The sequence below is a fragment of the Nonomuraea sp. NPDC049709 genome (assembly GCF_040674815.1).
GTDB lineage: Bacteria > Actinomycetota > Actinomycetes > Streptosporangiales > Streptosporangiaceae > Nonomuraea.
In genome coordinates, this window is sequence record NZ_JBFANM010000002.1 from 160,633 (window position 1) to 184,710 (window position 24,078).

The 24,078-nt window shown below is 70.6% G+C and carries 26 protein-coding genes; 13 read left to right on the forward strand and 13 right to left on the reverse strand.

Annotated features, from left to right (window positions below; translation table 11 throughout):
- The first annotated feature begins 482 nt into the window (after positions 1-482).
- From AB0J69_RS02875 to AB0J69_RS02905, 7 genes are all read left to right on the forward strand, one after another.
- A complete protein-coding gene (locus AB0J69_RS02875; RefSeq protein WP_364112162.1) occupies positions 483-1,445 on the forward strand; it encodes an ATP-binding cassette domain-containing protein in 963 nt (320 codons plus the stop codon).
- A complete protein-coding gene (locus tag AB0J69_RS02880; RefSeq protein WP_364112164.1) occupies positions 1,442-2,098 on the forward strand; it encodes a methionine ABC transporter permease in 657 nt (218 codons plus the stop codon). The genes AB0J69_RS02875 and AB0J69_RS02880 overlap by 4 nt, the downstream gene beginning before the upstream one ends.
- 8 nt (positions 2,099-2,106) lie before the next feature.
- Positions 2,107-2,940 carry a MetQ/NlpA family ABC transporter substrate-binding protein gene (locus tag AB0J69_RS02885; RefSeq protein ID WP_364112166.1) on the forward strand — a complete coding sequence of 278 codons (834 nt, stop codon included), beginning with the start codon at positions 2,107-2,109 and terminating at the stop codon, positions 2,938-2,940.
- 147 nt (positions 2,941-3,087) lie between these two features.
- Positions 3,088-3,663, forward strand: a complete 576-nt coding sequence (locus AB0J69_RS02890; protein WP_364112168.1) for a hypothetical protein — start codon at positions 3,088-3,090, stop codon at positions 3,661-3,663.
- 100 nt (positions 3,664-3,763) lie between these two features.
- On the forward strand, positions 3,764-5,299 hold the full coding sequence (locus AB0J69_RS02895) for an AMP-binding protein (RefSeq protein WP_364112170.1): 1,536 nt from the start codon (positions 3,764-3,766) through the stop codon (positions 5,297-5,299).
- A 905-nt stretch (positions 5,300-6,204) separates the two neighbouring features.
- Positions 6,205-6,417, forward strand: coding sequence for a hypothetical protein (locus AB0J69_RS02900; RefSeq protein ID WP_364112172.1), 213 nt, complete (start codon positions 6,205-6,207; stop codon positions 6,415-6,417).
- A gap of 123 nt (positions 6,418-6,540) precedes the next feature.
- A complete protein-coding gene (locus tag AB0J69_RS02905; protein WP_364112174.1) occupies positions 6,541-6,840 on the forward strand; it encodes a hypothetical protein in 300 nt (99 codons plus the stop codon).
- A 99-nt stretch (positions 6,841-6,939) separates the two neighbouring features.
- Here AB0J69_RS02905 and AB0J69_RS02910 read toward each other — a convergent pair whose 3' ends face one another.
- Positions 6,940-7,209 carry a hypothetical protein gene (locus tag AB0J69_RS02910; protein WP_364112176.1) on the reverse strand — a complete coding sequence of 90 codons (270 nt, stop codon included), beginning with the start codon at positions 7,207-7,209 and terminating at the stop codon, positions 6,940-6,942.
- A gap of 265 nt (positions 7,210-7,474) precedes the next feature.
- Between AB0J69_RS02910 and AB0J69_RS02915 the strand changes: the two genes are divergently transcribed.
- The gene (locus tag AB0J69_RS02915) at positions 7,475-8,710 is read left to right on the forward strand and encodes a trypsin-like peptidase domain-containing protein (protein ID WP_364112178.1); all 1,236 of its coding nucleotides are present in this window, start codon (positions 7,475-7,477) and stop codon (positions 8,708-8,710) included.
- A 91-nt stretch (positions 8,711-8,801) separates the two neighbouring features.
- On the opposite strand, the gene AB0J69_RS02920 is transcribed toward AB0J69_RS02915, so the two are convergent.
- The 8 genes from AB0J69_RS02920 to AB0J69_RS02955 all read right to left on the reverse strand — a co-directional run bounded on the left by AB0J69_RS02920 (position 8,802) and on the right by AB0J69_RS02955 (position 17,039).
- The gene (locus AB0J69_RS02920) at positions 8,802-9,542 is read right to left on the reverse strand and encodes an ABC transporter permease (RefSeq protein ID WP_364112180.1); all 741 of its coding nucleotides are present in this window, start codon (positions 9,540-9,542) and stop codon (positions 8,802-8,804) included.
- Positions 9,535-10,416, reverse strand: a complete 882-nt coding sequence (locus AB0J69_RS02925; RefSeq protein WP_364112182.1) for an ABC transporter ATP-binding protein — start codon at positions 10,414-10,416, stop codon at positions 9,535-9,537. The genes AB0J69_RS02920 and AB0J69_RS02925 overlap by 8 nt, the downstream gene beginning before the upstream one ends.
- Positions 10,416-10,736 (reverse strand): transcriptional regulator, encoded by a 321-nt coding sequence (locus AB0J69_RS02930; protein ID WP_364112184.1) that lies wholly within the window; start codon positions 10,734-10,736, stop codon positions 10,416-10,418. Before AB0J69_RS02930 ends, AB0J69_RS02925 begins: the two co-directional genes overlap by 1 nt.
- Positions 10,733-11,347, reverse strand: coding sequence for a hypothetical protein (locus tag AB0J69_RS02935; RefSeq protein ID WP_364112186.1), 615 nt, complete (start codon positions 11,345-11,347; stop codon positions 10,733-10,735). Before AB0J69_RS02935 ends, AB0J69_RS02930 begins: the two co-directional genes overlap by 4 nt.
- Positions 11,348-11,430: 83 nt before the next feature.
- Positions 11,431-13,116, reverse strand: a complete 1,686-nt coding sequence (gene cydC, locus AB0J69_RS02940; protein WP_364112188.1) for a thiol reductant ABC exporter subunit CydC — start codon at positions 13,114-13,116, stop codon at positions 11,431-11,433.
- Positions 13,113-15,074, reverse strand: coding sequence for a thiol reductant ABC exporter subunit CydD (cydD, locus tag AB0J69_RS02945; RefSeq protein WP_364112190.1), 1,962 nt, complete (start codon positions 15,072-15,074; stop codon positions 13,113-13,115). The genes cydC and cydD overlap by 4 nt, the downstream gene beginning before the upstream one ends.
- 6 nt (positions 15,075-15,080) lie before the next feature.
- The gene (locus AB0J69_RS02950; protein ID WP_364112192.1) at positions 15,081-15,845 is read right to left on the reverse strand and encodes a cytochrome d ubiquinol oxidase subunit II; all 765 of its coding nucleotides are present in this window, start codon (positions 15,843-15,845) and stop codon (positions 15,081-15,083) included.
- 24 nt (positions 15,846-15,869) lie between these two features.
- Positions 15,870-17,039: a cytochrome ubiquinol oxidase subunit I gene (locus AB0J69_RS02955; RefSeq protein ID WP_364112194.1), complete on the reverse strand. Its 1,170-nt coding sequence runs from the start codon at positions 17,037-17,039 to the stop codon at positions 15,870-15,872.
- An 87-nt stretch (positions 17,040-17,126) separates the two neighbouring features.
- On the opposite strand from AB0J69_RS02955, the gene AB0J69_RS02960 reads away from it, so the two are divergent.
- The gene (locus tag AB0J69_RS02960; protein ID WP_364112196.1) at positions 17,127-17,462 is read left to right on the forward strand and encodes a helix-turn-helix transcriptional regulator; all 336 of its coding nucleotides are present in this window, start codon (positions 17,127-17,129) and stop codon (positions 17,460-17,462) included.
- On the opposite strand, the gene AB0J69_RS02965 is transcribed toward AB0J69_RS02960, so the two are convergent.
- The gene (locus AB0J69_RS02965; RefSeq protein ID WP_364112198.1) at positions 17,452-18,126 is read right to left on the reverse strand and encodes a permease prefix domain 1-containing protein; all 675 of its coding nucleotides are present in this window, start codon (positions 18,124-18,126) and stop codon (positions 17,452-17,454) included. The genes AB0J69_RS02960 and AB0J69_RS02965 overlap by 11 nt on opposite strands.
- A 105-nt stretch (positions 18,127-18,231) precedes the next feature.
- Between AB0J69_RS02965 and AB0J69_RS02970 the strand changes: the two genes are divergently transcribed.
- From AB0J69_RS02970 to AB0J69_RS02980, 3 genes are read left to right on the forward strand one after another with little or no spacing between them, the layout of a single operon-like run.
- The gene (locus AB0J69_RS02970) at positions 18,232-18,585 is read left to right on the forward strand and encodes a VOC family protein (RefSeq protein WP_364112200.1); all 354 of its coding nucleotides are present in this window, start codon (positions 18,232-18,234) and stop codon (positions 18,583-18,585) included.
- Entirely contained in the window at positions 18,582-18,923 is a 342-nt protein-coding gene (locus AB0J69_RS02975; RefSeq protein ID WP_364112202.1) for a metalloregulator ArsR/SmtB family transcription factor, read from the forward strand. Before AB0J69_RS02970 ends, AB0J69_RS02975 begins: the two co-directional genes overlap by 4 nt.
- Positions 18,901-19,347 carry an SRPBCC domain-containing protein gene (locus tag AB0J69_RS02980; protein ID WP_364112204.1) on the forward strand — a complete coding sequence of 149 codons (447 nt, stop codon included), beginning with the start codon at positions 18,901-18,903 and terminating at the stop codon, positions 19,345-19,347. The genes AB0J69_RS02975 and AB0J69_RS02980 overlap by 23 nt, the downstream gene beginning before the upstream one ends.
- A 226-nt stretch (positions 19,348-19,573) precedes the next feature.
- Here the strand turns inward: AB0J69_RS02980 and AB0J69_RS02985 are convergent, their stop codons facing one another.
- Positions 19,574-20,938 carry a pentapeptide repeat-containing protein gene (locus tag AB0J69_RS02985; RefSeq protein WP_364112206.1) on the reverse strand — a complete coding sequence of 455 codons (1,365 nt, stop codon included), beginning with the start codon at positions 20,936-20,938 and terminating at the stop codon, positions 19,574-19,576.
- Positions 20,939-21,300: 362 nt separating this feature from the next.
- On the opposite strand from AB0J69_RS02985, the gene AB0J69_RS02990 reads away from it, so the two are divergent.
- Complete coding sequence (locus AB0J69_RS02990; protein WP_364112208.1) at positions 21,301-21,675, forward strand: thioredoxin domain-containing protein; 375 nt, start codon at positions 21,301-21,303, stop codon at positions 21,673-21,675.
- 69 nt (positions 21,676-21,744) lie between these two features.
- Here AB0J69_RS02990 and AB0J69_RS02995 read toward each other — a convergent pair whose 3' ends face one another.
- Both AB0J69_RS02995 and AB0J69_RS03000 read right to left on the reverse strand, forming a co-directional pair.
- Positions 21,745-22,554 (reverse strand): SAM-dependent methyltransferase, encoded by an 810-nt coding sequence (locus AB0J69_RS02995; RefSeq protein WP_364112210.1) that lies wholly within the window; start codon positions 22,552-22,554, stop codon positions 21,745-21,747.
- 108 nt (positions 22,555-22,662) lie between these two features.
- Positions 22,663-24,000 carry a class II 3-deoxy-7-phosphoheptulonate synthase gene (locus AB0J69_RS03000; RefSeq protein ID WP_364112212.1) on the reverse strand — a complete coding sequence of 446 codons (1,338 nt, stop codon included), beginning with the start codon at positions 23,998-24,000 and terminating at the stop codon, positions 22,663-22,665.
- Positions 24,001-24,078 lie beyond the last annotated feature (78 nt).

Here is a 24,078-nt window from a genome sequence, read left to right on the forward strand (position 1 = left end):
CCTCGGGACCGCCGGGACCGCCGGGATCGCCTGCACGCACTCCCTGCACCGCCCGCCCTCCGGGTGCGGCGCGGTCTGCGAGAGGTCGCCAAGGGCCGCCGCGGGGACGGCCTCCGGATGGCGTAGCGCGAGGCCGCCTGGCTGACCTGCGGCGGAGCGTGACGCGGATCACGAAACAGACGGGGAATACAGGGATCTCACCACGTCGTTAGCAACGGCGTGAACGAGGCATACGTGACCGACCGCGGCGCCCCCAGGGACGCGGCGTGTCGCTGCATGCGTATGGGGCGAATGCCGGCCCGTTAGAGCACTCCGTCCGCCCGTTCTCCTCGAAGGTCGTCATGATCACACCTGGTTTCGTGCTGCGCAGGCTGAGCCACCTGCCGTTCCACCCGGGCACCCGCTGACCCCGAGCCCTCTCTTCCGGTGATGTACGTTCCCGCGGCCCCGCTGGCGGCCGCGCTCAGTCGTGGGGATTTTCCGTGATCCAGGCTTCAGGCCTGCGCAAGCAGTACGGCACCACCGTCGCCCTCGACGGCGTCGACCTGCACGTGCGCGAAGGCGAGATCTACGGCGTGCTCGGTCAGAGCGGCGCCGGCAAGAGCACCCTCCTGCGCTGCGTCAACCTGCTCGAACGCCCCACCGCGGGCACCGTCACCGTCGCGGGCCAGGACCTGACGGCACTCGGCAGCGGCGAGCTGAACCGCGCCCGCCAGCGCATCGGCATGATCCACCAGCACTTCGCCCTGCTCTCCTCCCGCACGGTCGCCGGGAACGTCGCCTTCCCCCTGGAGGTCATGGGCGTGCCCAGGGCCGAGCGCGAGCGCCGCGTCGCCGAGCTGCTCGAACTGGTCGGCCTGGACGGGCGCGGCAAGGACCGCCCCCACCAGCTCTCCGGCGGCCAGAAGCAGCGCGTCGGCATCGCCAGGGCGCTGGCCGGCAACCCGGCCGTGCTGCTGTCCGACGAGGCCACCTCGGCGCTCGACCCGGCCACCACGCAGTCGATCCTCGCGCTGCTCAAGCGCCTCAACGCCGAGCTCGGCCTGACGATCCTGCTCATCACCCACGAGATGAACGTCGTCAAGAGCGTCTGCGACTCGGTCGCCATCATGTCCCGCGGCCGCATCGAGGAGTCGGGCGTCATCGCCGACCTCATCAGGACCCCCGGATCCCGCCTGACCAGGGAGATCTTCCCGCTGCCCGAGCCCGCGCCCGCCGGGTCCGTGACGCTCACGTTCACGGGCGACCCCCGGCAGCCGGTGGTGTCGGAGGTGGTCAGGAAGTTCGACGTGGACCTCAGCATCCTGGGCGGCTCCATCGAGGAGCTGGCCGGGGGCTCGGTCGGCCGCCTGCGGGTCGCGCTCGACGGCGCCGACTCGGCCGCCGCGCTGGCGTACCTGCGGGACTCCGGACTGATCGTCGAAGTGGCTGGGGAGGCCGCGTGACCTGGGAAGAGATGCTGCCGCTGCTGTGGCCCGCCACGCTGGAGACGGCGCAGATGGTCGGCTGGTCCACGCTGTTCACCGCGCTGCTCGGGCTGCCGCTGGGCGTGGCGCTCGTGGCGTTCGACCGGGGCGGGCTGCGGCCGGCGCCGGCGTTCAAGTCGGCGCTCGGATTCGTGGTCAACGTCGGGCGGTCGCTGCCGTTCATCGTGCTGATGATCGCGATCATCCCGTTCACCAGGCTGGTGGTCGGGACCACCATCGGGACCGCCGCGTTCGTGGTGCCGCTGACCGTGGGCGCGGTGCCGTTCTTCGCCCGGCTGGTCGAGACGGCGCTGCGCGAGGTCGGCGCGGACGTCGTGCAGGCGGCCCAGGCCATGGGCGCGAGCCGGACCACGATCGTGCGCAAGGTCCTGCTGCCCGAGGCGCTGCCCGGCCTGGTGGCGGGCCTGACCGTGACCGTGGTCGCGCTCATCGGCTACTCCGCGATGGCCGGCACGCTCGGCGGCGGCGGCCTGGGCGACCTCGCCGTCCGGTACGGCTACCAGCGCTTCGAGACGCTGCTCATGATCGTGACGGTCGTGCTGCTGCTCGTCATCGTGCAACTCCTGCAGAGCCTGGGCGACTGGGTCGCTCGGCGCCTATCGCATAAGTAAGGAAAATCATGAAAATTCACCGCCTTGTGGGTGCCGTCGCGCTGGCTCTGTCGCTCGCCGCATGCGGTACGTCGCAGTCGGCGACGGAGGCGGGCACCAAGACCGCCGAGTCGGCCGACACCGTGCTGAAGATCGGCGCCAGCCCCGTGCCGCACGCCGAGATCCTGAACTTCGTCAAGCAGAACCTGGCCCCGGCCGCCGGGCTGAAGCTGGAGATCGTGGAGTTCACCGACTACGTCCAGCCCAACGTGCAGCTCGACGAGGGCCAGCTCACGGCCAACTTCTTCCAGCACAAGCCGTACCTCGACGACTTCAACGCCACCAAGGGCACCAAGCTGAGCTTCGTCGCGCCGGTCCACCTGGAGCCGCTGGGCCTGTACTCCAAGAAGATCACGAACGTCTCGGCGCTGGCCAGTGGCGCGACCGTGGCCCTGCCGAACGACGCCACGAACCTGGGCCGCGCGCTCAAGCTGCTCGCCGACAACGGCGTGATCACGCTCAAGGCCGGCGCCGGCACCGCCGCCACCGAGCGCGACGTGACCGGGAACCCGAAGAACCTGCAGTTCAAGCCGCTGGAGGCGGCGCAGCTCCCGCGCTCGCTGGAGGACGTCGACGCTGCGGTGATCAACGGCAACTACGCCATCGAGGCCGGGCTCAAGCCCGCCACGCAGGCCCTGGTGCTGGAGAAGACCGCGGGCAACCCGTACGTCAACGGCCTCGTCGTCCCGGCCGGCCACGAGAAGGACGCGAACATCGTGACCCTCGGCAAGCTCCTTCAGGACCAGAAGGTCAAGGACTTCATCCAGCAGAAGTACGAGGGCTCGGTCATTCCCGCGGAATGATTTCGAGAACGCCAGGGGAAAGATCGGGAATATCGCCTTGTCGATCCTTTTATGGCGTCAAGCGAATTGAAAGCGGCGCGCAATGCGGCGGGCGTACCAAGACAGGGTCAGCACAACCTCTCCCGAGGAGGCCCTGAAGTGCGATTCGTGTCACGAATCATGCTGGGTGTCACGGCCGCCGCATTGGTGGCGATAGGCGCTCCGGTCGCCGCGAACGCGACGACCACTTCCGCAACAACCGCCACATCCGCCTATGTCGTCGACTGGGGATCCTATTTCTCCGGCGACCACAAGGCCAAGGCCGGCGGGCATGTGGCCATCGAGAAGAAGCGCTTCAAGCACTGGTCCTGGAAGTGGGAGCCGGTCAAGAAGTGGGTCTGCAAGAAAGATCACAAGGGCGAGCGCCACTGCAAGTGGGTCGTCAAGAAGGTCAAGAAGTGGACGTGGGAGTGGCGGTTCAACCACTTCTACACCGTTCACAGCACGCTCACCAACTACAAGTGGTGGGGCAAGAAGAAGTGCGCGTGGGAGACGTTCAAGGTCGTGAACAAGGACGGCTCCTCGTACTTCAAGAGCTTCTCCTTCTGCGGGAAGCACTCGGCGCACTTCTCCTTCTCCGGTAAGAACGCCGCCCACATCTACGTGGACGTGAGCAGGGGCGACCGGCACCGCCCGGCCGGCTACCACTCCGGCTGGAAGGACGTCTACCACGCGGCTGCCTGACCGCCCATGAGCCGCGGCCTCAACGGCGAGGCCGCGGCTCTCGGCGTGCCGGGAAACGGGTTCTGGCGCGGCGGGCGATCAACCGAATAGTGTTCTGTTCATGTATCCGGGAGCCATCGCAGCAGTCACCCCAGACAAGCCCGCTGTGATCATGGCGGGCTCCGGGCAGGTCGTCACCTACCGCGAGCTGGACGAGGAGTCGAACCGGCTGGCCCACCTGTTCCGCGCGGCCGGGCTGCGGCCGGGTGACCACATCGCCTTCATGCTCGCCAACCACCCCCTCTTCCTGGCCGTCGCCTGGGCGGCGCACCGCTCGGGCCTGTACTACACGCCGATCAGCTCACGGCTGCAGACCGACGAGCTGGCCTACATCGTCAACAACTGCGGCGCCCGCGTGTTCCTCTCGAGCGCGGACCTGGCCGGCGTCGCCACCTCCGTCACCGCCACCACGCCGGACGTCGAGCTGCGGCTCATGCTGGACGGCGTGGCCGAGGGCTTCGAGTCGTACGAGGAGGCGGTGGCCAAGCAGCCGGTCACCCCGATCGAGGACGAGTGCATGGGCATGGACATGCTCTACTCCTCGGGCACCACGGGCCGGCCCAAAGGCGTCAAGCTGGCCTCCACGCACGGCCCGCTCGACGAGCCCGGCATGCTGCTGCAGCTCATCAAGGGCCTGTTCGCGCCGTCGGAGGACAGCGTCTACCTGTCGCCCGCGCCGCTCTACCACGCCGCGCCGCTGCGCTACAGCCTGACGTTCCAGCGGCTCGGGGCCACGGTCGTGGTGATGGAGCGCTTCGACCCGGAGCAGTACCTGGCGCTGGTGGAGCGGTACAAGGTGACGCACTCGCAGGTCGTCCCCACGATGTTCATCAAGATGCTCAAGCTGCCCGAAGAAACCCGGACAAAATACGATCTTTCTTCCCTCCAGTACGCCATCCACGCCGCCGCCCCCTGCCCCGTCCCCGTCAAGGAGCAGATGATCGGCTGGTGGGGCCCGATCGTCCACGAGTACTACGCGGGCACCGAGGGCAACGGCTTCCTCTACGTCGGCCCCCAGGACTGGCTCCAGCACAAGGGCACGGTCGGCCGCTCGCTGCTCGGCGTCGTGCACATCTGCGACGAGGACGGCAACGACCTGCCGCCGGGCGAGCACGGCACGATCTACTTCGAGAACGGCGGCCGCTTCGAGTACCACGGCGACCCCGCCAAGACCCGCTCCTCCCAGGACCCCCTCGGCCGGGGCTGGACCACGCTGGGGGACATCGGCTACCTGGACGAGGAGGGCTTCCTCTACCTCACCGACCGCCGCTCGTACATGATCATCTCCGGCGGGGTGAACATCTACCCGCAGGAGGCCGAGAACGTGCTGTCGGTGCACCCGAAGGTGGCCGACGTGGCGGTGTTCGGGGTGCCGGACGAGGAGATGGGGGAGCAGGTCAAGGCCGTGGTCGAGCCGGTGTCCATGGACGAGGCGGGGCCGGGTCTGGAGGCGGAGCTGATCGCGTACTGCCGGGAGCACCTGGCCCACTACAAGTGCCCCAAGACGGTGGACTTCCGGCCCGAGCTGCCCCGCCATCCGACAGGCAAGCTCTACAAGCGGCTGCTGAGGGACGAGTACTGGCCCGCGGAAAAGTAGAACCCTGCATCGTGTCCGACCGATATTCCCAGGCGCCGTGGCGTCTCCATACGCTCCCGAAACCATGACCGCACGAGCGCGCGGCGGCCGGGGCTGCCTCCTGTGAGGACCAGGGCGAGGGGGATCTTGGACACGGGAGCTCCATGGGGCTCGGGAACATGAAAAAGCTCAGCCATGAAGGCTGGGACGATGGGCCCCAGAGCTGCCCTTCCTAGGGCCGGATCGGCATGAGATGATCTCCGGCGTGACACGCTTCAGATCGGCCGTGAACTGGTACGGGCAGCAGGTCAGTGTTCGCCCTGTCGCTACGTTGACCACCAGCGGTGTGGTTTCGGGGGGTGCCTGCTCATCGTCGGAGTCGTGTTCTCCTTGGCGGTGGGCGATGACCCGATTCCGTGGGATTGGTACGCCAAGGTAGCGGCCGTCCAGGCAGCGCTCTGGTTGGGGACGGGGTTGCTTATTCGGGGCCGCGGCTAGGCGAGGGCAGCCATCCAGCAGCCCTCGCCCCACACGCCGTCGTCGGTGAGCGCGAACTCGCGGCAGAGTTTCCGGCACAGGCGTTGGTGGCGAGCACTGCACGACGGGCCACGCCTGCCGTCCGTTGTTCTCGGCCTCGATGCCGATCGAGCTGCCACCCCGCCTCTCGTCTTCCACCGGGCCACCTCGACGACGGGGAGGCCGGTCCGCTTGGTGACGGTGGCCCGCCCGGTCAACCAGGGCATGTCACCCTCCCCTGGTGGCGATGAACGAGATGACCTCGCCGCGGACGCCGTCCACGCGGTCGGTGGCCAGGAGCTGGTCGTGGATCTCCCGGGCTCCGATGACGATGGGACCGAGCGGGTCGAGCTGGATCGCCAGCGCTCCGTTCGTAGGCGCGGCGTGCGCCGTTTGGGCAGAATCAGGTCATGAAGCGCCAGGAGATTGACCGAAGCCGGTTGAAGGTGACGAGCCGGCACCAGATCGCCCAGTTACGCGCCCAGCGGGCCCGGGAGCGGCAACTGCGTGAGGTGCGCAAGATGGTTCGCCTGCACAGGAACGTGCGCACTGCCGCGGTCGTGACAGGCGTGACGGCGACGCTGGTGGCGGGGTTGCTGCGCGCGTGGGGCGTACTCCCGTAGCGGGCCGCCCGCGCTCCCTTCGCCGACGCACAGCGCATCCCGGGGACGACGGCTGGAGTCGATACGCGGGCGGCCACGATCATGGGAGTGGCAGGTCAAGGACAGTTGTTGGATAATGAGCGGGTGACGTCCGACTTAGTGTGGGTGCTGCTGTCGCTGGCTGTCCTGAACGTCGCCCTAGGCACCTACACCGTGATCACCGGTCATCCGCCGGCATGGTTTCCCCAGCTGGGAAAACACCGCCTCGGCCGCATCAGCGGATGGGCGAATCTCCTGATCGCCGCGTTCATCCCGCTGAGCGTGATAGCCGTGACCGGCGATCTCCCCATAGGACTTGAGCGGGCGTTGACGGCAGCTCAACTGATCTGCTGCCTCGGAGCGGCAGCGCTGTGGATCGCCGACGCTGCCCGCCGGCGCGCCTGAATCTCCGGCCGCTGCATCAGAAGCCGACAGATCGTGGTGGACCGGTCGTGCATCCCGTGGTGGAGGCGAAGCGCCGCCTCCGCGCGGGCACCCCACGATTCAGGTGTCGATGATGCCGGTGGTGCGCAGGGTGGCCAGGAGCCCGTGGTCGCGTTGGCGTGCGACAGGAAGATCGCCTGCGGCCACGTGATTCTGCGCCCACGTCCGGGCGTAGGTCGCGGGGGCGTTGGCAAGGTTCACGGCTCGGGCGCCGACTGCAGCGCCCTGGGCGGGAATCTGTTCGAAGTAGGCGACGCAGCACCCGGCGACGCGAAGGTACATCGTGATGGTGCTGCCGCCTTCCTGGCCGACCGGAGCGCGAGCTTCCACGAGTCGATGAGCGACGCCAGCGGGACACCTGCCCGGGCGGGGATGGCGGCATTTCGCTCAAGCTCTGCCGGGCAGATTGAACGGGCGATCACCCATGTGCAAACCATTCGAAGATCTTTTAAGGTCCTGCGGAGATGGTGACGTTCCTCCGACCAGCAGTAATAAGCCGTGTGTGAGTCGTCTCAGACAGTACAGATCACCGGCTTAACCAGCTCTTACGCGACTCTTGACACCCTTGAATCATCGGGATTTGAGGAGATGACAGATGAACGCGAACGAGCCTCGCGAGCAGGGCACCGGTGGGTGGAGCCAGTTCGGCGCCACCCCGCCGGCCGCCGGGGGCTTTCCCCGGCGGGACACGATCGCCATGGAGGTGCCTCCGCCTCCGCCTCCCGCGCCGCCCAAGAAGCTGCGCTTCACCGTAGGTCAGAAGGCCATCGCCGGGCTCGCCCTGGCCGCCATGGCGGTCGGCGGCGGAGCCGTGGGGGCCGTCGTCGCCACCTCGTTCCAGCCCGAGACGGTCGCCAGCAGTAACACCGGCGCCCCCAGCCCCGTCTTCAAGTCTGCTTCGGCGCAGCTCACGGTCGCCGAGGTAGCGGCGAAGGTGCAGCCCTCCGTCGTGATGATCCAGGGGCAGACGGGAGAGGGCTCCGGCGTGGTGCTGTCGGAGGACGGGCTCATCCTCACCAACAACCACGTGGCCGTGGGCGCGGGGCAGGGCGGGCAGATGACCGTCAAGTTCAGCGACGGCAAGACCGCCAAGGCCACCGTCGTCGGCACCGACCCCGCCACCGACCTCGCCGTCATCAGGGCGGAGGACGTCTCGGGGCTGACCAAGGCCACGCTCGGCGACAGCGACCAGCTCAAGGTCGGCGACGCCGTGCTCGCCATCGGCAGCCCGCTCGGCCTCGACGGATCCGTCACGGCGGGCATCGTCAGCGCCCTTGACCGCACGCTCAACCTCGGCAACGACCAGCGTCAGCAGATCCCGCCCGGCTGGGGCCAGGAGCAGCAGAGCCAGGCCGCGCCCACCACGATCGGCGGCGCCATCCAGACCGACGCCTCGATCAACCCGGGCAACTCCGGTGGCGCGCTGGTGAACGCCGCGGGCGAGCTCATCGGCATCAACACCGCGATCGCCTCGGACGCCGCGGGCGGCGGCGTCGGCTTCGCCATCCCGGTCAACACCGCCAAGCAGGTCTCCGAGCAGCTCATCAGCAGCGGCAAGGTCAGCCACGCCTTCCTCGGCGTGAGCGTCACCGACGCGACGGGCGACGTCCCCGGCGCCCTCGTCAGGCAGGTCACCGACGGGAGCCCCGCCGAGAAGGCCGGGCTGCAGCAGGGCGACCTGATCACGAGGATCGGCGACAAGGCGGTTGACGGAGGCGATACGGTTGTCGGGCAGGTCAGAGGTTTCAAACCAGGGCAACAGGTCAAGATCACTTATATGAGGGACGGCGCGACCAGCGAGGTCACCGTCACTCTCGCGGAGAACAAATAACAGGACCCCCTCATGGACGGGTGTGCCGTCGAGATCGCTGCGGACTCGGCGGCACACCCCCCCAATCCAGACCCATCCGGTGTCGGGAGGGTCAGGAGAAGCGCCGGCCCTCGTCGCGGCGATAGGCCCAGGCGGCCCCCGCCGCCGCGACCACGGTCCACACGGCCAGCGCCACCAGCGCCACCGGGTCCGGCGTGGTGCCCGCGGTGATCGCCCACAGCAGCTCCGCCACGCCTCTGGTCGGCACGTACGGCGAGACGACCGCGATGAAGTCCGGCAGCATCGCCGGGGGCAGCAACAGCCCGCCCACGATGGCCATCGGGAAGAACAGGGCCTGCGACATCGCGATCGCGCCCTTGGCCGTCATCACGAAGCCGATGAACAGGGCCATCAGCATGAACGGGACGACCCCCACGACCAGCACGCCCAGCCCCAGCAGCAGCCGCACCGGCGTGGTCGTCGCCTCGGTGAGGAACACCGCGACCAGCAGCACCGGCACCACCGACACCAGTGTGACGGCGAGCGTGGCCAGGATCCGGCCGGTGAAGCGGGGGAGCGGACCGGCGGGGAGCGTGCGCAGGTACGGGTTCCACGGCTGCTCGCGGTCCTGGGCCACGGTGATGCTCAGCCCGATGAGGGCCCCGGCCATCGCGCCGAAGAACATCAGCGAGCCCGTCGCCATGGTGGCCGGCCGGGGATCGCCACCCGCCAGCGGCACCACGAACGCCACCATCGAGATGGCCGGGAACAGCGCGCCGGCCAGCAGGCCGATGGGCACCCTGAGCTGTTCCAGCAGGAGATAACGCGTGTGCGCGGCGACCAGGCTAGACATGCTCTGTCTCCTTCGAGGTGAGGGCGAGGAAGGCCTCCTCCAGGGTGGTCGGCCTGACCTCCAGGCCGGAGAACGGCGTGCCGCTCCGTACGAGCTCGACGACCAGCCGGTCGGGGTCGGTGGTCACCAGGTCGACCCGGCCGTCGTGGCGCTCCGTGCCGATCACGCCGGGCAGCTCCGGCAGTTCCGCGGCGACCAGCGAGACGCGGCGCACGCCCACGAGGTCGCGTACGGCGCGCACCGTGTCGTCGGCCAGCACGCGGCCCTGGCCGACCACCACCACCCGCTCGGCCAGCGCCTCGATCTCCTCCAGGTAGTGGCTGGTCAGCAGCACCGTGCCGCCGTCCTCGTGGAACGACCTGATGCCCGCCCACAACGAGCGGCGCGCCTCGACGTCCAGGCCGGTCGTCGGCTCGTCGAGGAACACCAGCCGCGGCCTGCCCGCGAACGCCAGCGCCACGGCCAGCCGCCGCTTCTGCCCGCCGGACAGCCCGCCGACCTGCCGACAGGCCAGATCGAGCAGTCCGAAGCGGGCCAGCAGCTCGCCCCTGTCCGCCCTGTCGGGGAAGTGCGCCGACACGAAGTCGACGACCTCCCCGACGCGCAGCGTCTCCGGCAGCCCCGTCTCCTGCGGCGTCATGCCGATCCCGCGCCGAACGACCGGGTCCTGGGGCGAGCCGCCGAACAGCTCGACGGTGCCGGAGGTCGGCCGGCGCAGCCCCACGAACAGGTTGATCAGGGTGGACTTGCCCGCGCCGTTGGGGCCGAGCAGGCCGACCAGCTCGCCGGCCCGGATGTCGAGCGAGACGCGGTCGAGGGCCAGCACGTCGCCGTAGCGGCGGGTGGCCTCGATCGCCCGGGCGAGGACCGTCATCACATGCCTCCAGCGTTGTCGAGCAGGGCGCGGATCGCCTTGGTGTAGTCCTCGAAGGCCAGCCGGCCGCGCTTGGTGAGCGCCACGTATGTGACGGGGGTGCGGCCCTTGTGGGTCTTGTTGATCCGGACGTATCCGGCCTCTTCCAGCTTGGTCAGGTGCACCGACAGGTTCCCGGCGGTCATGCCCAGCAGCTCCTTCATCGAGTTGAAGGCCATCTCGTCCCCGTCGCCGAGGACGTTGAGCGAGGCGACCACGCGCAGCCGCGCCTGCGCGTGGATCACCGGGTCGAGCTCGGGCAACGCCTTGTCCGCCGTCACAGGCAGCGCCTCAGCCACAGCCCCGCGACCATGAAACCGCCGCCCAGCAGCACGGCCGCCAGGAGCGCGTGCCAGCCGGCGCCGAGCAGCACGCCCAGTGCGTCGACGCCGGCGGTCCAGGCGCCGACGAAGAACATCGGCCAGTTGAGCCAGACCGCGCCGCCGGCCATGTAGAGGACGGCCACCACCATGAGCGCGCTGCCTCCCCACAGCAGGCCGCTCTCATGGTCCGGCAGCAGCGGGCCCATCCGGGCGGCGATGACCGACATGAGCAGCATCCCGGCGAACCACGCGTAGCCGTACATCATGCCCCTGGCGGCCGAGTCGCCGCGGACCAGCATGTTCATCCGCACGATCCCGTACGCGGCCACCGCCCCCGCGACGAGCTGGGCGCCCATCAGCACGGCCACGGCCTGCATCTGCGTGATGGGCGCGTAGGACTGCCCGTACAGCCCGTAGTGCAGGAACAGCGCGCCGAAGCCGAGCAGCCAGGCGGCGCCCCATGGGACGTAGAGCAGCAGCGGATCGCCGTAGAGGCGTTTGACCGTGGCCACGCTCTGCTCGTCGATGATGCGGAGCGTCTCCTCGGGACTGCGCTCTTCGTCCACCATGCAAACTCCTCGGAATGACAAACTGGTTTGCATCGTAAACCTGATGGCGCCGCCAACTCAATCCCCGGACGGGGCCGGGAGGGTTACCGCCGGGTGAGGACCTCGGACTCCCACAGGTCGCGGTAGTAGCCGGGCACGGAGACGAGCTCGTCGTGCCGCCCCCGCTGGACGGCCCGGCCCTCCTCCAGCACGACCACCTCGTCGACCAGCTCCAGCCCCTTGAGGCGGTGCGTGACGAGCAGCGTCGTGCGGTCCCTGGTCACGTCGAGCAGGTCGCTCATCAGCCGGTCGGCCGTCTCCTCGTCGAGCGCCTCGGCGGGCTCGTCGAGCAGGAGCACCGGCGGGTCGTACAGGAGCGCCCTGGCCAGCGCCAGCCGCTGCAACTGGCCGCCGGACACGGTCCTGCCGTCCTCGCCCAGCTCGGCGTCCCACCCGGTCCGCTCGACCCACTCGTCGAGCCTGGCGTCGCGCACGGCCCGCCGCAGCCTCTCGTCGTCGGCGCCGGGGCCGGCCAGGCGCAGGTTGTCGCGGAGGCTGGCGCGGAAGATGTAGGGATCCTGGGTGAGGCCGGTCATCAGCGCGCGTACGTCGTCGCCGGACAGGTCCCGCAGGTCGGCGCCGTTGACCCTGATGCCGCCGGACTCGGGCTCGACCAGGCGCATGAGCGCCGCCAGCAGGGTGCTCTTTCCGGCCCCGCTGGGACCGACGATCGCGACCCGCTTGCCGGGGGTGAGCCGCAGCGACACGCCGTCGAGGGCGGGGCGGGCGGCGTCGGAGGCGGCGTGGCGGACCACGAGGTCGTCGATCTCGACGGTCAGCGGGGCCTCGGGGCGGGGCGCGGGCGCGGCGGGCTCGGTGACCGCCGGGGTGGCCGAGCGCACCTCGCGCAGCCGCCCGAGCGCGGCCATGATGCCCGCCATCCGCTCGCCCGCCGCCGCCAGCGGCAGCACCGGCTCGAAGGCGACCAGCGAGGTCAGCGCGAGCACGGCCGTGCCCACCGAATCAGCCCCCGCCGCCTGGGCGAGCAGGACGACGGCCGCCACGGTAAGCCCCTGCACGAGGGTGCCGCCGGCCAGCGCGGCCGCGTGCACGCGGGCCTGGCGGCGCTCCAGCGCGGCCAGCGACTCGTCGGCCGACAGGGCCTTGCTCAGGGCCTCGCCGTCGGCGCCGTACGCGGCCAGGTCGGCGGAGCCGTGCACCAGGTCGGCCACCCGGCCCGCCAGCGCCGCCCGCGCGGGGGCGATCCTGGCCGACCAGCGGCGGGCCGCGGCGGCCGTACCGGCGGGCAGCAGCACCCCGGCCACCACCAGCCCCGCCACCAGCACCAGCGCCGCCACCGGCAGGATCGTGAGCCCGATCACGACGGCGGCCAGCCCCGCGATCGCCGCCGCGGCGGCCGGCAGGAGGCAGCGGACGAGCAGGTCCTGTACGGCCTCGGTGTCGTCCACCATGCGGCTCAGCAGGTCGGCGCCGCCGTGGCGGGGCTGCTGGGGCGGGATGAGGGCCTGGTAGAGCCGCTCCCGGGTGCCGGCCTGGGCACGCAGGGCGACGTCGTGGCCGGTGAGGCGCTCGGCGTACCGGAAGACGCCCTTGCCGGTGGCGAACGCCCTGGTGGCCACGATCGCCACGCTGAGGGCGGCCAGGGGCGGCTGCTCGGCGGCCCGGGTGATCAGCCAGGCCGCGGCGGCGATCAGCCCCAGCCCGGCCAGGTCGGCCGCCGCCCCCGCCAGCACGGCCCAGCCGAGCCGCGTGCCCATACGCCGGTTCACCGCCCGCTCCCCTCACGCCGCGCCTCAGCCCGCTCCTGTCCCCGCCGATCGCCTCCGGCGCGCGGAGGCGGATCGACGCCACCCGCCGCGTCGGCCGCGGGCGCCGGGCCGTCGTGCGCGAGCCCGCCGTGCGCCGGGCCGTCGTGCACCGGGGCCGCGCCCGCGTCGGCGATCCGCGCTTCGGCGGAGGCCGGGCGAGAGGCGGCGGCTGGTCGGGCGGCCGGTTGGGCGGCCGATCGCGGCGCCGGCCGGGTGGCCGAATGAGCGGTCGGTCGGGCGTCGGCACCAGCCGGCCGGGTGGCGGGGGACCGGGTGGTGTCGGAGGTGATGCGGCCCTCGTGGACGCGGATGACGCGGTCGGCGAGGTCGATCATGGCGGGCCTGTGGGCCACGATGACGGCCGTGCGGTCCCGGGCCAGGTCCGAGGTGGCCGCGACCACCGCCGCCTCGCTACGCCCGTCCAGCCGCGCCGTGGGCTCGTCAAGGAGCAGCGCCGTGGCGTCGGCCCGGCAGAAGGCGCGCGCCAGCGCGATCCGCTGCCGCTGCCCCGCCGAGAAGTTGGTCCCCCGCTCGCCCACCACCGTGTCGAACCCCTGGGGCAGCGCCGCCACGAAGTCCACGTGGGCCGCCGCGGCCGCCCGGCGGACCTCCTCCAGGGACGCCGCGGGCGCCCCGAGCCGGATGTTGTCGGCCACCGACGCCGCGAACAGGTGCGGCCGCTGCGCCACGAACGCCAGCCGCGCCCGCCAGCTCGCCAGGTCGAGGTCCCGCAGGTCCGTGCCGTCGACCAGGACCCGCCCCGCGGACGGCTCGACAAAGCCGAGGATGAGGTGGAGCAGCGTGCTCTTGCCCCCGCCGCTCTCGCCCACCAGGGCGACCCGCTCGCGCGGGCCGATGGAGAGCGAGACGTTCTCCAGCGCGGGGGTGTCCCGGCCCGGATAGCGTACGGTCACGTTCTCGAGGCGGATCTCCGGAGCCCCGGCGCCGGGGGTCTCCCGGCGCCCCTCGCGCTCCCGCGGCTCCTCCGCCGACCGGTCCAGTACGGCGAAGGCCGCGTCGGCGGCGGCCACCCCCTCCATCGAGGCGTGGAAGCGCGTCCCCATCGCCCGCAGCGGCAGGTACGCCTCCGGCGCCAGCAACAGCACCAGCAGCGCCGTCGTCAGATCCAGCGACCCCCCGAGCAGCCGCAGCCCGATCGGCACCGCCACCAGCGCCAGCGACAGCGACGCGCACAGCTCCAGCACCAGCGACGACAGGAACGCCACCCGCAACGTCCGCATGGTGGCGCCGCGGTGGGCGTCGGCGATCTGCTCGATGACCGTGGCCTGGTAGCGGGCCCGCCCGAACGCCCGCAGCGTGGGCAGGCCGCGCACCACGTCCAGGAAGTGGCCGCCGAGCCGTGACAGCGCCAGGAACTGCCGTTCGGTGACGGCCTTCGTCGTCATCCCGACCAGCGCGCCGAAGACGGGGATCAGCGGCAGCGTGACGAGCACGATCACCGCGCTCGCGAGGTCGGCCGCGAACAGCCGGATCAGCACGGCCAGCGGCACCACCGCGGCCACCGCGATCGACGGCAGGTAGCCGGTCAGGTAGGCGTCGAGCCGGTCCAGGCCGCGCCCCGCCAGCGTGACGAGCTCGCCGGAGCGGTGCGCGGCGAGCCGGCCGGGGCCCAGCTCGCGCAGCCGTTCCAGCAGCCGGTACCGCAGGGCGGACTTCACGCCCGTCGCGGTCCGCCCGGCGAAGACGCCCTGGGTCCAGGCCAGCAGCGCCCGTACGCCGACCACCGCCGCCAGCAGCGCCAGCGCGGCAGCGGTGAACCGGCCGGACAGCACCCCGGCCAGCAGCTCGGCCTGGACCAGCACGAGCAGCCCGGCCAGCAGCGCGGCGGCCATGGTGACACCGAGGTGGCGGCGGACCGAGCGCTCGGCCCGCATGAGTGCGAGGAGATCCTTGTGCACGTTCCCTCAGAAGAACGACGGGAGCCGGGGGACGTCCTTCCCTGGGCGGAAAGTGCGCCACACCCATACTTGCGCGCCCAGCATGATGGGTGCGAACGGCAGCACCATGACACTGAGCACATTCAACGTAGCCGGGGGCGCGCTGTGCTCCAGCAGGTACGGCATCGCGCCCGCGAGCACCCCCACCGCGGGCAGCGCGGCCACCAGGCCCGAGACCAGCAGCACCCGCCCCGACCTGGTGGCGCCGAACACGCCCGGCGTCCGCCAGCCCAGGAACGTCCACCCGTGGAAGGCGAAGAGCAACGTCACCACCACGCCCAGCAGCAGCCCGACCGGGTGCACGGGGGAGGACTCGAACCCGGTGGCGGCCGCGTACAGCGCCATCCCCCAGCCCACGGACAGCCCCAGCGACCCGAACGCGATCGCCCCGTCCCACAGCCCGCGCCACGCGGAGCCGTCCAGCCTGCGCCGGAACCACAGCCCGGCGTCCCGCAGCACCCAGCACAGCAGCATGGCCACCACCAGCGGGTACAGCCCGAACAGCACCTCGCCCTCCAGCAGCGGGTAGACGCCGAACATCGTCCCGGCCACCGCCACCAGCCACACCTCGTTGGCCAGCACGTACGGGGCCATGGCGGCCACCATCCGGTCCCGGTTGGCGCGCGTCCTGCCCAGCACCGGCAGCAGCAGCCCGACGCCCAGGTCGAACCCTTCGAGCGCGAAGTAGCCGGCCAGCAGCGCCGCGAAGAAGACGAACCAGATCACTTCCATTGTCAGCACTCCTCAGTAGCCGGCTCAGTAACTCAGCGCGGGGGTCCGTGGCTCATCGGCGGCGGCCCCGAGGTCGAGGGCCCGCGGCCCGCGCCGGATCAGCCGGGCGATGAGGACGTAGTCGACGATCGCCAGCAGCCCCAGTACGGCCGAGAACCCGATGAGCGAGGCGGTCACCATGCCCGGCGTCAGGCCGGGCGACATGGCGTCGGCCACGGTGAGCTTCTCCCAGATCATCCAGGGCTGCCGCCCGATCTCCCGGGCCATCCAGCCCATGATCGACAGGGCGAACGGCAGCGGCGTCATCGCGATGAGGATCGGGTGCGTCCACCGCGCCCTCGGCAGGATGGAGATCATCGGCAGCATCACCAGCAGCACGACGAGCCCCAGCAACTGGCCGAACTCGATCATGAACCCGAGCCCGACGGCCGCCGCCACGTTGTGGTCGCCGAACTTGCCCTCCGGCACCCCGGCGAACTGCGCGTACCCGAAGACCATCGTCAGGAAGATCCCGATGGCCGCCGTGACCACGCCCATGCGCAGCGAGCGGGTGAAGAACTCCACCTCGGGGGCGCGCCGCCACAGCCGCCACGCGCCGGCCCCCACCAGCACCATGCCACCGGTGAACAGCCCGGCGCCGATCACGTGCGGGAAGGAGAAGATCAGGGCCTTGTTCGTGAGCAGGGCGCCGAAGTCGGTCAGCTCCATCCGCCCGCCGGTGACCACGGCGCCGGCCGGGTTCTGCAGGAAGGAGTTGGCGACCATGATGTAGAACGCGCTCGCGTACGCCGTCAGCGTCACGACCCAGATGCAGGCCACGTGCGCCCACTTGGGCAGCCGCCCCCAGCCGAAGATCCACAGGCCCAGGAACGTGGACTCCAGGAAGAAGGCCACCAGCGTCTCCATGGCCAGCGGCGCGCCGAAGACGTCGCCCGCGTAGTGCGAGAGCCCGCTCCACGCCAGGCCGAACTGGAACTCCATCACCAGCCCGGTCACGATGCCCAGCGCGTAGTTGATGACGTAGACCTGCCCCCAGAAACGCGTCATGCCTTCATGCAGCGGCTTGCCCGACCTCGCCCACCGGGTGTGCATGATCGCCACCAGCGGGGCCAGTCCCAGGGTGAGCACCACGAACAGGAAGTGCAGGCTGCCCGTCACCGCGAACTGCGTGCGTGCCAGATCCAGTACGTCCATACATCGCTCCGTTGTCGTGCCTCTCTATATGTAGAAAGCCTACATGTAGACTGCCTACATGAAGCACGGGTGTCTAGGATCGATGTCATGAATCCCGATGCGCTGCGCGGGCACATGGACGCGCTGCTGCTCTCAGTGCTGGAGCGAGAGCCGCTGCACGGCTACGCGATCATCGAGGCGCTCCAGGAGCGCAGCGGTGGTGCCCTCAACGTGCCCACGGGCACCGTCTATCCGGCCCTGCGCAGGCTGGAGCGCATCGGCTACCTGTCCAGCGAGTGGGCCACGGTGGGCGGGCGCAAGCGCCGCACCTACCGGCTGACCGACTCGGGCAGGAAGCAGCTCCAGGGGGAGCGATCGGCCTGGCGGGAGTTCACCAACGTGATCGGCAGCGTCCTGCGGGCCGAGGCCAGGGTCATCGGGTGAGGTCGGTGGCGGGCACCCGGGTGATGCGTACGCAGCGCGTGGCACAGTAGATCTGCATGCCCCACATGGCGGCGGTCACCAGGTTGGCCAGCACGCCCGGCAGGAAGCCGAGCGTGTTCGGCGCGTCCGTGCCGTATGTCAGCAACAGCCCCAGCCCGGCCGTCACCGGTAGCGCCGTCCACACCAGCACGCCCAGCGACCTGGTCGCCACCCGCGGCCGGCGGATCCACCGTGCGCCCCGGCTCAGCGCGAACAGCACGAGCCCGCCGTAGAGCCCGGTGGCGAGCTGGACGATGTCCAGCAGCCGCGCGACGGTCGTGTACCACGCCGGCCGGTTGATCCAGATGTCGTCGTCGGCCGGGTAGATCCGCCACAGCACCGACCACATGGCCACGGTGATCGGCACGCTGACGAACATCAGCACGCCCAGCCGCCGGCCGGAGGAGGCGGTCAGCTCGGACTGGTAGCCGGCCGCGATCTCGGAGACCTGCCCGAACTCCGCCACCGCCAGCCGCTCGGCCTCCGCCCGGTCGAGCCCGTCGGCCTCGAGCCCGTCGGCGGTGTCGGTCAGGCTGTCGCGCGCCTCGACGACCATGTCGCGCTTGGGTCCCCGGGGCCCGGACAGGGCGTCCTCGAGTTCTGCCACGTAGTCGTCGATGAGCATGGCTCCCAGTGTACGGACGGTGATCCCCGGTCCCCATCGGGGAATTCCCTGATTTTCCGCCTGAGCGGTTGTCATGTAGGAAAAATCCTACATATAGTGGCTGACATGCCAATCTCCTCCATCCTCACCGTCACCGTGCCCGTCGCCGACCAGGCGAGGGCGCTCGACTTCTACACCGGCGTGCTCGGCTTCGAGGTCCGCACCGACAACCCGTTCCCCATGGGCCGCTGGCTCACCGTCGCCCCCAAGGGCGCCGAGACCACGCTGCTGCTGGCCTCCTGGTTCCCGGACATGGCGCCCATCGGCGGCCTGGTCGTGGCCGCGCCCGACCTCGACGCGCTGGCCGACCGGCTGCGCGAGCACGAGGTCGCCTTCGAGGGGCCGAGCGAGCAGGCGTGGGGCCGCCAGCTGCTCTTCCACGACCCGTTCGGCAACGGATTCGTGGTCAGCCAGGCGTGACGGCCGACCACGTCTTCGCCGCGCTGGCCAGCCCGGCCCGGCGCGAGCTGTTGCGACTGCTGCTCGACGAGGGCGCCCAGCCCGCCGGCCGGCTGGCCGAGCGGTTCGACATGAGCAGGCCCAGCGTGTCGGAGCATCTCAAGGTGCTCAGGGACGCGGGGCTGGTGGCCGAGACCCGCAGGGGCAGGGAACGCCACTACCGCCTGGAGGCGGAACCGCTCATGGAGCTCCGCGACTGGCTCACCCCGTACGAACGGTTCTGGCGGGAGAGGCTCACCGCCCTCACCACTCTGCTCGACGACATGGAGGACGACGATGTCCCACGAGAAGACCGCTGAAGATCTGCGCGCCATCCGGCTCGACCAGTTCATCGCGCACCCGCCCGCCAAGGTGTGGCGCGCGCTCACCGAACCCGAGCTGGTCGCCCGCTGGCTCATGCCCAACGACTTCAAGGCGGAGGTGGGGCACCGGTTCACCTTCACCACGCAGCCCAAGAAGCAGGTCGGGTTCGACGGGGTGGTCCACTGCGAGGTGCTGCGGATCGAACCGGAGAAGCTGCTGAAGATCAGCTGGAGCGACGGCAAGCGGGCCGACTGGACGGTCACCTGGCGGCTGGAGCCCGAGGGCAGGGGCACCCGGCTGTTCCTCGACCACGAGGGCTTCGACCCGGACGACGAGGTGCAGCAGCTGTCCCGGCGCATCATGGGCGGCGGCTGGCCCCGCCACTTCGGCGCCATCGAAGCCATCGCCGCCGACCTCTGACCCACCCACCCACCCGGCGCGCCCACCTCGGGCCCGTCCCGCCACTGCCCGTCCGGTGGAGGCGGCGGGTGGCAGCACGCTCGGGCGGCTTTCCCCGGTTCGGCGGAGGCCGCGGGTGGGAGCACGCTCGGGCGGCTACCGCCGGTTCGGCCGGAGCCGCGAGTGAGAGCACGCTCAGGCGTTCCCGCCCGTCCGGTGGAAGCGGCGGGTGGGAGGGCATGCGGGGTCAGCGGTGGACGGTGGGGTTCGGGGGAGCGGGGCGGCTGGTGGCGTGGGAGGCCGAGCCCCAGAGGACGACGGCGGCCGTGATCGCCGCCAGCAGGGCGAACCAGGCCGCCGCCCGCCCCATGCGCATGCCGTACCCGCACAGGAGCCACGACACCGACAACCACCACCCGTGGCCGGCCTGGCGCCGCATCTCCATGGCCGCGAACGCGAAGTCGGCCGAGGTGGCACGGTCGCTGGGCCGCAGCCCCGCGTAGAGGGCGGCCAGCCGGTCCGGTGAGGTGCCCGGGTCGTCCGCGTCCGTCCGGCCGCGCACGCTGGACTCGTCGGCCAGCGCCCGCCTCCGGGAGAACCAGCGCAGCATCGGCCAGCGCAGGCTCAGCCGCACCCCGCGCGGCGTCAGCGCGAACGTGCAGTCCTTGACCCGCACGCCCGAGGGATGGGACAGCCCCGCGAACCGGCACGCCGACAGGTCCAGCCCGGACAGCCCCAGGTTGGTGGCCTCGACCTGCCGCAGCGACGTCAGCATGGACGTGCCCCGGCCCGTCACGGTGGCCGGGCCGCGCAGCACCGCGCCCTCCAGGTCGGCCTGCGAGTCGGTGAGCCGCACCGTCGTGGCGCCGGTCACCTTCACGCCGCGCAGGTCCACGCCGCAGCGCGCGACCGCCACGTCCAACGACCCGTCGGCGCGGGCCCGGGTCGCCGAGAGCCGGCCGGTGGCCGACAGGTACGCGTCCGCGGCGAAGTGCGCCGCCTCGAACCCCGCGTGTCCGCTGACCTTGCGGAACGACAGGGTACGGCCGAAGCGCGCCCCCCTGAAGGCCGCTCCGTCGCCGAGCCGGGCCCCGTCGAAGGTGGCGTACCCGTCGAACCTGGCCCGCTCGCACGACAGCCCGTGACCGAACACGGCCTGGCTGAACAGCGCGTCGCGGGACATCACGGCCCGGTCGAGCGAGACGTGCCCGCGTACGGTGACGCCGTGGAAGGACAGCTCGCGGATGAACCGGACGCCGGCCAGCGACACGTTGCCCTCGAACCGGGCGCCGAAGAACGAGGCCAGCCGGTCGAACCTGGCGTTGTCCAGCGACACGTCACCGGCGAACGTCACCCCGGGCAGCCGGACGTCGCCGGTGAACCTGGCCCGGTCGAGCCGGGTGCGCCCGGGTCTGCCCCCGGTGGCCTCCAGGATCCTGGTCAGCAGGTCGCTGGTGACGGTGGTGCCGCGCAGGTCGAGCAGGCGTCCGGGGGACATCTCGCCGAGCGCCGCGCCGAGCTGTTCCGGGGTGAGGTGGGCGAGGCAGAGGCCGGACGGCCGGCTTGCGACTCCGGTGCAGGCAGCCGAATACGCGCAGGTGACCCAGTCCATGCATGGGTGATACCCGCCGCCGCCCATGTCAAGGTTCGACGATTTTATGTTCTAACCACATTTATGGGGAAATATGCGGTCTAAATTCCCCGTAATGTGCCCGACATGCGTGCTACATCCCGAGCGTCCCCGGCCGCCCCGGGTGCGGTGGCCGGTGCCGCCGGCCCGCCGGACCGTGTGTGTCAAGGGGGGTCTTGACAGCCGGCCGTCACCCGCCGTTCGTGGACGACGCCCCGACGGGGGAGAACGCCTGCCGCCTCCGATCACACCGCCGCGCCCTGGGCCGGAGCATGGAATGCTGGTGATGGGTACGTGGTTGAAACCGGATGCATTTGCAGCTACGAACAAGCGAGGAGCCACTTGTGGCGACCATCGAAGTAACCGAGAAGAACTTCAACGACATCGCCGACAAGGGGATCGTGCTGCTCGACTTCTGGGCCGAGTGGTGCCCGCCGTGCAAGAAGTTCGGCCCGATCTTCGAGCAGGCGTCGGACAAGCACGACGACATCACCTTTGGCAAGATCGACACGGACGCGGAGCAGGGGCTCGCGCAGGGGTTCGACATCACCTCGATCCCCACGCTGATGGCCATCCGTGACGGCATCGTGGTCTTCGCCCAGGCAGGCGCCATCCCGGCGCCCGCGCTGGACGACCTGATCCGGCAGGTCAGGGCGCTCGACATGGACGCCATCCGGGCCGAGCTCAGCGAGGAGCTGAAGAACGCCCAGCAGAACTGACCCCGTCCCCGCGACCTGCCCCGCCCGTACGGCGGGGCTTTCGCGTTCCCGGGGCCGGTTCCATCCGGGTCAGGGCTTGCGCCCGACCCCCACGTAGCCGAAGTCGATGCCGTTGCCCGGGGCGGAGGGGTCGTCCGGACGCCAGCCGTTCGGGAACGTCAGCCCCGGCTCGGCCAGCTCGTAACCGTCGAAGAACCGCAGGATCTCCTCGCGGGTCCGGAGGTTCAGCGAGGCCGTGGCCTTCTTGTAGATCTCCAGGGCCTGCGGGGTGGTGTCCGGCGTGGGGTCCACCGCGTGGCTGATCACCAGGTGGCTGCCCGGCGCGCTCGTCTCGCGCAGCTTGGTCACCACGTCGTAGGCGATGTCGTCCGGGATGAAGTGCAGGATCGCCAGCATCAGGAACGCCACCGGCTGGTCGAAGTCCACCAGCGAGCCCAGCTTGTTCAGCAGTTCGTCCGGCTCGCGCACGTCGGCCTGCAGGAAGTCGACGTTCTCCTTCCTGGCCAGCAGCGCCCTGCCGTGCACGCACACCACGGAGTCGTAGTCCACGTAGACCACGCGGGCCTCGGGCGCGATCTCGTGCGTGTTGCCCTGGGTCGGCAGGCCGGCGCCCAGGTCGACGATCTGCCGAACGCCCGAGTCCACCAGGTGCCGCACCGCGCGGCGCAGGAAGGCCCGGTTCGCCCGGGCGCCCTCCTTGGTGTGCGGAAAGTTCTTGAGGATCTGCTCCGCCGCTGCCCGATCGGCCGCGAAGTTGTCCTTGCCGTCGAGGTAATAGTCGTACATGCGCGCGACGTTGGGGACGTTTGGGTCGACCCCCTCCGGAGCACTATCCACGTCGTTATCTCCCGAAATATTGATATCTTTCGGGGCGATCATAGTCGTGGGACCCGTCAATTCACCGGAATTCGCTTACGTCCGGCAATGAGACCTAAATCACTCTGGCCCCATGCGGCGGGCCGGAGGGTGGCCGGCCCGCGCGCCAGGTCAGCCGCGGTAGAGCTCGGCCACCCGGAAGGCCAGGTCGAGCGACTGGCTGCGGTTGAGTCGGGGGTCGCACGCCGTCTCGTAGCGCGTCGCGAGGTCGGTCTCGCCGATCTCGTGCCCGCCGCCCACGCACTCCGTCACGTCGTCGCCGGTGAACTCGATGTGGATGCCGCCGGGGTGCGTGCCGAGCGACCGGTGCACCTCGAAGAAGCCCGCCACCTCGTCCAGCACGTCGTCGAGGCGGCGCGTCTTGTGCCCGCTCGGCGCCTCGAACGTGTTGCCGTGCATCGGGTCGCAGATCCACGCCACCCGTGCCCCGGTGGCGGTGACCTCCTTGACCAGCGCCGGCAGGTGCTCGCGGATCTTGGAGGCGCCCATCCGGGTGATGAACGTGAGCCGCCCCGCCTCGTTGGCCGGGTTGAGCTTGTCGATGAGCGCCAGCGCCTCGTCCGGCGTGGTCGTGGGGCCGAGCTTGACGCCGATCGGGTTGCGGATCTTGGCGAAGAAGTCGACGTGGGCCCCGTCGAGCTGGCGGGTGCGCTCGCCGATCCAGACCATGTGCGCCGACACGTCATAGGGCAGCCCGGTGCGCGAGTCGATCCGCGTGAGCGCGCGGTCGTAGTCGAGGATGAGCGCCTCGTGTGAGGAGTAGAACTCGACCGTGTGGAACTCCTCGGGGTCGGCCCCGCAGGCCCGCATGAACGCCAGCGCCTGGTCGATCTCCCTGGCCAGCTGCTCGTAGCGGCGCCCGGCCGGCGACTCGCCCACGAAGTCCTGGTTCCACGCGTGCACCTGCCGCAGGTCGGCGTAGCCGCCCTTGGTGAACGCCCGCGCCAGGTTGAGGGTCACGGCCGAGGAGTGGTAGGCCTTGAGCAGCCGCCACGGGTCCGGCTGGCGCGACTCGGCGGTGAAGTCGAAGCCGTTGACCATGTCGCCCCGGTAAGCGGGCAGCTCGACGCCGTCGCGGACCTCGGTGCCCTTGGAGCGCGGCTTGGCGAACTGCCCGGCCACCCGGCCGATCTTCACGACCGGCACCCGGCCGGCGTAGGTCAGCACGATGGCCATCTGCAGCAGCGTCTTCAGCTTTTGGCGCACGTTGTCGGCGGTCGCGCCGGAGAAGGTCTCGGCGCAGTCACCGCCCTGCAGGACGAACGCCTCGCCGCGGGCGACGGCGGCCAGCTGCTCCTTGAGCTGGTCACACTCGCCGGCGAAGACCAACGGGGGCAGGCCGCCGAGCTCGGCGACAACCTTGTCGAGCTCGCCGCGGTCCGGCCAGTCAGGCTGCTGCGCCGCGGGGAGGGCTCGCCAGGAATCGAGATCCACGAGATTGCTGCTCACGAGATACGAGGGTATTCCACTGGCTCGACCCCACCGACCCCCTTGTCCACGTTGTGAGAATGCGGTTATACGCGTACG

What these genes read in the sequence shown, in the direction of transcription:
- AB0J69_RS02885 (WP_364112166.1), top strand. Translation starts at nt 2,107, where the DNA reads ATGAAAATTCACCGCCTTGTGGGTGCCGTCGCGCTGGCTCTGTCGCTC.
- AB0J69_RS02895 (WP_364112170.1), top strand. Translation starts at nt 3,764, where the DNA reads ATGTATCCGGGAGCCATCGCAGCAGTCACCCCAGACAAGCCCGCTGTG.
- AB0J69_RS02900 (WP_364112172.1), top strand. Translation starts at nt 6,205, where the DNA reads ATGAAGCGCCAGGAGATTGACCGAAGCCGGTTGAAGGTGACGAGCCGG.
- AB0J69_RS02915 (WP_364112178.1), top strand. Translation starts at nt 7,475, where the DNA reads ATGAACGCGAACGAGCCTCGCGAGCAGGGCACCGGTGGGTGGAGCCAG.
- AB0J69_RS02920 (WP_364112180.1), bottom strand. Translation starts at nt 9,542, where the DNA reads ATGTCTAGCCTGGTCGCCGCGCACACGCGTTATCTCCTGCTGGAACAG.
- AB0J69_RS02925 (WP_364112182.1), bottom strand. Translation starts at nt 10,416, where the DNA reads ATGACGGTCCTCGCCCGGGCGATCGAGGCCACCCGCCGCTACGGCGAC.
- AB0J69_RS02935 (WP_364112186.1), bottom strand. Translation starts at nt 11,347, where the DNA reads ATGGTGGACGAAGAGCGCAGTCCCGAGGAGACGCTCCGCATCATCGAC.
- AB0J69_RS02950 (WP_364112192.1), bottom strand. Translation starts at nt 15,845, where the DNA reads ATGGAAGTGATCTGGTTCGTCTTCTTCGCGGCGCTGCTGGCCGGCTAC.
- AB0J69_RS02955 (WP_364112194.1), bottom strand. Translation starts at nt 17,039, where the DNA reads ATGGACGTACTGGATCTGGCACGCACGCAGTTCGCGGTGACGGGCAGC.
- AB0J69_RS02960 (WP_364112196.1), top strand. Translation starts at nt 17,127, where the DNA reads ATGAATCCCGATGCGCTGCGCGGGCACATGGACGCGCTGCTGCTCTCA.
- AB0J69_RS02965 (WP_364112198.1), bottom strand. Translation starts at nt 18,126, where the DNA reads ATGCTCATCGACGACTACGTGGCAGAACTCGAGGACGCCCTGTCCGGG.
- AB0J69_RS02970 (WP_364112200.1), top strand. Translation starts at nt 18,232, where the DNA reads ATGCCAATCTCCTCCATCCTCACCGTCACCGTGCCCGTCGCCGACCAG.
- AB0J69_RS02980 (WP_364112204.1), top strand. Translation starts at nt 18,901, where the DNA reads ATGTCCCACGAGAAGACCGCTGAAGATCTGCGCGCCATCCGGCTCGAC.
- AB0J69_RS02985 (WP_364112206.1), bottom strand. Translation starts at nt 20,938, where the DNA reads ATGGACTGGGTCACCTGCGCGTATTCGGCTGCCTGCACCGGAGTCGCA.
- AB0J69_RS02995 (WP_364112210.1), bottom strand. Translation starts at nt 22,554, where the DNA reads ATGATCGCCCCGAAAGATATCAATATTTCGGGAGATAACGACGTGGAT.